Source organism: Microcystis sp. M083S1, from assembly GCF_020246405.1.
Classification (GTDB): domain Bacteria; phylum Cyanobacteriota; class Cyanobacteriia; order Cyanobacteriales; family Microcystaceae; genus Microcystis; species Microcystis aeruginosa_C.
This window is the reverse complement of record NZ_JADBTB010000127.1, coordinates 1-6,021: the sequence shown is the minus strand read 5'-3', so window position 1 is coordinate 6,021 and position 6,021 is coordinate 1. Positions and strand designations below refer to the sequence as shown.

6 protein-coding genes are annotated in these 6,021 nt (G+C 47.6%); 3 read left to right on the top strand and 3 right to left on the bottom strand.

Annotation, left to right across the window (positions count from 1 at the left end; translation table 11 throughout):
• Positions 1 to 157: 157 nt before the first annotated feature.
• The 3 genes from IM450_RS12955 to IM450_RS12945 form a co-directional block, all read right to left on the bottom strand.
• Positions 158 to 1,153, bottom strand: coding sequence for a PstS family phosphate ABC transporter substrate-binding protein (locus IM450_RS12955; RefSeq protein WP_272083397.1), 996 nt, complete (start codon positions 1,151 to 1,153; stop codon positions 158 to 160).
• A 40-nt stretch (positions 1,154 to 1,193) separates the two neighbouring features.
• Positions 1,194 to 2,267: a sulfate ABC transporter substrate-binding protein gene (locus IM450_RS12950; RefSeq protein WP_287665509.1), complete on the bottom strand. Its 1,074-nt coding sequence runs from the start codon at positions 2,265 to 2,267 to the stop codon at positions 1,194 to 1,196.
• Between the two features lie 107 nt (positions 2,268 to 2,374).
• Complete coding sequence (locus IM450_RS12945) at positions 2,375 to 3,049, bottom strand: cadmium resistance transporter (RefSeq protein WP_002803522.1); 675 nt, start codon at positions 3,047 to 3,049, stop codon at positions 2,375 to 2,377.
• Between the two features lie 240 nt (positions 3,050 to 3,289).
• Between IM450_RS12945 and IM450_RS12940 the strand changes: the two genes are divergently transcribed.
• The 3 genes from IM450_RS12940 to IM450_RS12930 all read left to right on the top strand — a co-directional run bounded on the left by IM450_RS12940 (position 3,290) and on the right by IM450_RS12930 (position 5,912).
• On the top strand, positions 3,290 to 4,552 hold the full coding sequence (locus IM450_RS12940; protein ID WP_287665505.1) for a sulfonate ABC transporter substrate-binding protein: 1,263 nt from the start codon (positions 3,290 to 3,292) through the stop codon (positions 4,550 to 4,552).
• Between the two features lie 556 nt (positions 4,553 to 5,108).
• Positions 5,109 to 5,525 carry a hypothetical protein gene (locus tag IM450_RS12935; protein ID WP_287665503.1) on the top strand — a complete coding sequence of 139 codons (417 nt, stop codon included), beginning with the start codon at positions 5,109 to 5,111 and terminating at the stop codon, positions 5,523 to 5,525.
• Between the two features lie 180 nt (positions 5,526 to 5,705).
• Positions 5,706 to 5,912, top strand: coding sequence for a hypothetical protein (locus IM450_RS12930; protein WP_287665501.1), 207 nt, complete (start codon positions 5,706 to 5,708; stop codon positions 5,910 to 5,912).
• The last annotated feature ends 109 nt before the right edge of the window (positions 5,913 to 6,021 follow it).

Below are 6,021 nucleotides of genomic sequence, written 5' to 3'. Positions count from 1 at the left end.
TGAAATGGGGCGAAAGTCTGTGGACTCTGTGTAAGACAGTACATGGTTTTTTAACTGTGGTATGCGACGGTGGTGGAAGCAGAAACTTAAATCGTGAGGTTTAGGAATCGCCGCACTTTTAGGGCGGCGAGGATGTCAAGAGTTTACTATTTCCTCCTTAGAAAAAGTTGATAATCGGTTCACCTGGCTTGGCATTTATAAAGGTTGATCCCGTTTGTCGTTTCTCGAATCGTTCCCGAGTTTTCACGTAGGCGAGATCGGGTAACGACACATAGCCTACACTGTCCACGTATTTCCACGAATTATCCACAAAGAAACGCACGAAACGTTCAACGGAAGGTTTGCTATCCAGTGCCTTCTTGCTAACGTAAATGAAGAGGGGACGAGTCAGGGGACTATAGGTATTGCGCTTGACGTTCTCCAAAGGAATGGGCTTAACACACTCTTTGCCCTCGAGATTTTCTAGCCCGACCACGTTTACCTTGTCTTGATTTTGCATTACGAAAGCGATCCCCGCGAAGGCGAATCCGTTGGCATTGCCGATGACTCCCTGAATCAGAGTATTTTGGTTAAAGCTGGGCGTATAATCGCTCCGAATATTCCCTCTTCTCTTGGTGATCGATTGGGTGAAATAATCGGTCGTTCCCGCGTCCACAGGAGGTGCGAATAACAGAATTCTCTCTCTGGGAAATTTAGGATTAACTTGATCCCAAGTAACGATTTTTCCTTCGGCTTCTGCCTCCCAGAGTGTCTTTAACTCTTTTCGAGTTAGGCACTTGAGAAACTTATTGTTTTTGTTCGCTACCAACGCCAGACCGTCCAGCGCCATGGGTAGCTCGATGTACTCGATTCCCGCCCTCTTACAGGCTTTCGATTCCGATTCCCGGATGACACGGGAAGCGACCCCAATATCGATGCTACCGTTACAGAGCCGGGTAAATCCCCCACCTGTACCGCTAAAGGCCACCCCGACGCGGGCCTTGGGATCGACTTTTTGGTATTCTTCGGCAACGGCGAGCGCTAGGGCGAAACCCACGGCCCCCCCGTCCAAGCTGACCTGTTGTTCCCCGCCTTCCGATCTGTCGGCACAACCGGTCATCCAGTGGCCTATCAGTAAGAGGGGAATTAGATAAAAAAGACGGAATTGTTTCATAGACTTGAAGAGAGATTGATAACAATATCGGTGAGGGCTTTTAGTTGGGAGAATTTCCTCTGATTTGGTCGAAAATAGCTCCCTTCGCTAAAAAATCGTTACTGATCAAAGGCCAACCCCCTAAATCTTGGGAGCTAAACAGCGTTTCCACGGGAGGTAATTTGGCTTCGGTGGCGATCGTGATAAAGGGATTGACCGATCGATAGCCCAATTTGGCGAATTCCTCTTGTGCCGGCTCGGAATAGAGGAAATTCACAAAGGCCTCGGCCACCTCTCGCGTGCCGTGTTTATCGACATTTCTATCTACCACCGCAACGGGATTATCGATCGAGATATTGACCGAAGGGACGAAGTAACTGATGTCGGGTTGATTTCTGCCCTCTAGAATTACCTCGTTTTCGTAGGTGACTAAAACGTCCCCCTTTCCCTCTTGGAAAAAGGCATTGCTGGCTTCCCGCGCATCTCTAGATAGGGTGGGAATCTTTTCATAGACTTGGCGGACAAAATCCCATGCCTGTTGCGGTTCGCCCCCCGTTTGCGTCACCGAACCCCAGAGGGCTAATAACTGCCAAATAGCGATCCCGGAAGTTTTCGGATCGGCGGATAGAACTGTAACGTCCTCTCTAGCCAGATCCGCCCAGGATTGGATATTTTTCGGATTTCCCGCCCGCGTCACAATCGCCGCAACCGATTGACTCACCACTCCCCTTCTCGGAACCCGCTCTTCCCAACCGCGATGGATTAACCCCGCGTCGGCGATGCGCGTCACGTCTAGAGGTAGGGCGAGATGTACCACGTCCGCCTCTTGTTTCCCAGCAATCACGTCATCGGCCTGGGCCAGGGAGCCGCCGTAACTGCGCTCGAAAATGACTTTTTGGTTCCGCTCTTTTTGCCATTTCTCGACGAATTTCGGGATAATCTGGTCGTGAGCGGCTTTCGTGACCGAAAAGGAAACGAGATTTAATTTCACCTCTGGTTTCGAGCCGATCCCCCCGCAGGAGGCGAGGGCAAGACTTGCCAACAGTCCCACTAACAGGAAGGAAAGGAAGCTCCTCCCCGATAAGGAACGAAAGCGACGAAACAGCGATCGAATTGGCAACAGTGATACATTCATCGGGATTTTCTCGATAAGGTTGCTCTAAACCAACTAATTTTTTATTCTCTCTTCCTGAATTTTGACTCCCGTGGGATCTGGAGATTGGCGTTTACGGGGGGTCTAATTTAGCCGATGGGAATCAACAGGCGATAGGAGCCGTTATCGAGAATAATCCGTAGGCCCAACCACATCAGCACAAAGGGGAAAAGCTTACTCGCATAACGGCTGAGGACAACCGCGATCCCCGGTTGGCGGGTTAGATTATAGGAGAGAAATAACCAAGTACAAACGATTAGATAGCAGATCGGGATGATTACGGCTAACTGCGCCACGGTACTATTGGCGAATAGGGGAATATAGATACCGAGATTATTGCCGCCATTGGATATCGTGACTGCGGAAACTTTATAGGTTTGGCGATCGCTGAAGACTTGACCGAGGGATAGTCTGCGGGAGGCGAATCCGTGAAATTGGGCGTTTCTTCGCAAATTAACCTTGCGATCTGTGGTTTCCCTCTCGTTATCGCGATTTAACGTCAGTAAATTTCTCACACCGATGAGGATTGGCAAGATTCCGAGAAGACCGATATAAATCGGTGGGATGATTAGGCCGAGGAGAAACCCCAGCAAGCTCACCGATACTAAGGCCGTAAACCCGACTAGCTCGCCGACGACAACGTGAACCGGGCGAAAGGTACGATTTACCTCGCTAAAGAAGCCGGTTAGATAAATATTGTCGTCGAAGGTGGTGGCTATGCCGGTGGCCACCGCGATTTTGACGATTTCGATCAACCAATCCATCCATACTACCTCGATCTCTCAAATGCGGGCGCAATTTCATTTTGAAACTATATCATTTTCAATACATTTATAAATGTACTTTGCTACACAATCGAGGAGTCGTGGATTTCTATAGTATGTAGATAAAACTAATGGAGCCTCTCCCGCTTGCCCTGAGCCAAGTCGAAGGGATCGAGTTGGGAAACCCTTCTCTCTTGTCTCCTTTCCCGATAATAAATCTTGTTTTCTGCGAGAAATCCCATGCTCCACCGTTCGATCAAGTGTCTCTGGAAACCGTGGCGAAATTGCCGGGGAGTTCTTCCCGCGCTGCTTTTTTTGACCAGTCTGGTGGGGAGCTTTCTCCTGGCTGGATTTTCCGACACGAACGCAAAGCGCTCGCTACGCGAGATCGCCGTCGGTCAAAATTCTCGATCCGATAACCTGATTCTGAACCTCGTCGATAGCTTTAAATTCCCCCGAAATACGACTCCCCGGCTATTGGAAACCGTGGGATTATTTATCGCTGGAATTCTCTTCTGTATCGCGATCGATCGCTGGTTCAAGCGCTCGACCCCCTCCGATATCACTCCCCTCGCCAAACAAGCGCGGCGGTTAGGAACTCTCAAGATCGGCTATCCCGAGGGCATGACTAATCTGGAAGTTCTCCGCGCCCAGGCCTTTCTGGAAAGACGCTTAAAACCCTTTGGGGTGACGGTAACGTGGACGAGTTTTCTGGCCGCTTCCTCTCTGATCGAGGCCTTGAGCAACGGAACGATCGACTTCTGCGGTGGTGGCGGTACGGCGAGTATTTTCTCCCAAGCGGCCGAACACGTCTTCGTCCGGGTAGCCAAGGAAAAATATACGGCCCCGAAAGGTCAGGCGATTCTCGTGCCAGAGGATTCGCCAATAGAGACTTTGGCGGATTTAAAAGGAAAAAGAATCGCCTTCGATCGAGGTTCGAGCGCCCATTATGTCCTCATCCGCGCCCTGATGAGAGTGAATCTAGAATTAAGCGATATCGAACCGGTGTATGCAACCCAACCGGAAGCACTGGCGCTTTTTCGTCGCGGTGAGATCGACGCTTGGGTGGTCTGGGTTCCCTATTCCCCCACGGAGACGCGCACCTATCCGGGAAGATCTTTGGCCGATTTGGAGAGCATCTTCGGGGAAAACGCCTCTCTAGAAGTGCCGACCTATTATTATGCGGTTCCCGAATTGGTGCGGGATTATCCCGATGTACTGAAGGTGATTTTAGAAGAGGTGAACGAGGCGGGTGCCTGGGCGAAACAACAGGAGTTAGAGGCGACGAGACGCTTGGCAGCTCACCACGAGATCGATCCGGCGATCATCACCAATCTCGAACAGAGGGCCTCTGAACGTGCCATTATCCCGATCGATGATCGCTCTCTGGTGGCCCTACAACACCAAGCTAATATCTTCCGAGACCTGAAGCTGATCCCCCATCGGGTCAAGGTGCGCGACGGAACCTACACCCTACAGACGAAACAAAATTGGACATATTAACCAGACATCGGCATTTTGGGCATCGGTTGGATTTATGCCGCTACCAAATAGCCGATGATTGGGTTTCTAGTGGATATTATCATTATTATTCTCCCTTTTTCATGAGCGCCTGTTTGCTCATTCAGCAGATGCTTTTCTAGCAGCAGAATTTAAAGCATCGACAAACTTGAAATGTTTTTCGATTTTGGATTTTAGATTTTGGATTGAGACTGAAAATCCTCAAATCCTGATTAGATTTTGGCTTGTTAGAACTTCCTGTAAATATTGACTTTACTCTGTTTCTTGTTACCTTAATCCTAAAAGTTAGAACGATATCGTAACAAAAAATAACAAAAAATAACAAAAAAAATGATAAAAATTTACAAAAAAGAATACCAAAAGTGTTGAAAAATAAATCAAGTATGCGTACTATTCAACAAAGTAAAGAAAAAAACGAATCTTAAAGCTTCTGCAAGTGAGTTGGGCGCATTTGCCAACCTCTCTCCAGTGGAACAGCGAAAATTCCCAAAACTGACGATTTAGGTTTCTGCTTCATTCATCCCTACATACTATAGTTATGACCACACTTCTAGTCCCAGTTTACCTTGATGCCCTCTACCTCCCCACCAAGACAAATGTACTGGAGGAAATGACTGATTATAGTAAGCTCCCCTACTATAAAAATAGCCAATTAGTAAATCGCGGTAGGGCTTATATTAGCGAAACCGTATTAACGGTTCCCTTTACACAACCCCAATTGACCTTAAAAGCAGGCATTCACCTACACTGGTCTTTGCCGGATGCGCTGACTAACGGTATAGCGAGAGATGGAGAACAAGGCATCACCTTTCCCCTTGTACCTAATCGCTGGTTAATTATAAGACGTCGGGGCAATCTAGTAGAAAAAAAATGGGTTGTAGAAAGTGATTATCTGTATCCTGAAGGTGCTACACCAGAAGATATAGTCATTTCAGATAAGTATGATACAGTCTAGACCGACAAAATCCTTATGAACTCTGGGATTGATATTCTCAATCTTAATTGAAATGACTATACAATTAATATCCTCTATTATCCAGCTACCAATGAGTATCAACCCTATCGTTTTCTGGGGCGTAAATTAGAATTGGGAGCATGGCGCTCAAGGCCAACAAATTCCCAATATATTAAGGAATTGTCTGCTATTAGACCCTTCGCCAAAGTTGACAACCTAGACAACGAAAAAATTGCCTTTGCTGGTTTTTATCCTAACTGTCGTAGTGTGTTCGGTTTTCATGATGGGGACTTCACCACCAACACAACCCCGCCCAAAGACCTACGATATGATGTCATTGGCTGGTATAGCGACGCAGCAATTCTCATTTTAAAAAGTAACAAGTGATACAGACAGAAACAAAGCTTTAAGCAGGCTACAAAATGCGCTCCCGCGAGTGCGACTGCATCGCAGAGAAGTGAGTATATAGAGTATTTATACTCAAAATATTTGAAAG

What these genes read in the sequence shown, in the direction of transcription:
- IM450_RS12955 (WP_272083397.1), bottom strand. Translation starts at nt 1,153, where the DNA reads ATGAAACAATTCCGTCTTTTTTATCTAATTCCCCTCTTACTGATAGGC.
- IM450_RS12950 (WP_287665509.1), bottom strand. Translation starts at nt 2,267, where the DNA reads ATGAATGTATCACTGTTGCCAATTCGATCGCTGTTTCGTCGCTTTCGT.
- IM450_RS12945 (WP_002803522.1), bottom strand. Translation starts at nt 3,049, where the DNA reads ATGGATTGGTTGATCGAAATCGTCAAAATCGCGGTGGCCACCGGCATA.
- IM450_RS12940 (WP_287665505.1), top strand. Translation starts at nt 3,290, where the DNA reads ATGCTCCACCGTTCGATCAAGTGTCTCTGGAAACCGTGGCGAAATTGC.
- IM450_RS12935 (WP_287665503.1), top strand. Translation starts at nt 5,109, where the DNA reads ATGACCACACTTCTAGTCCCAGTTTACCTTGATGCCCTCTACCTCCCC.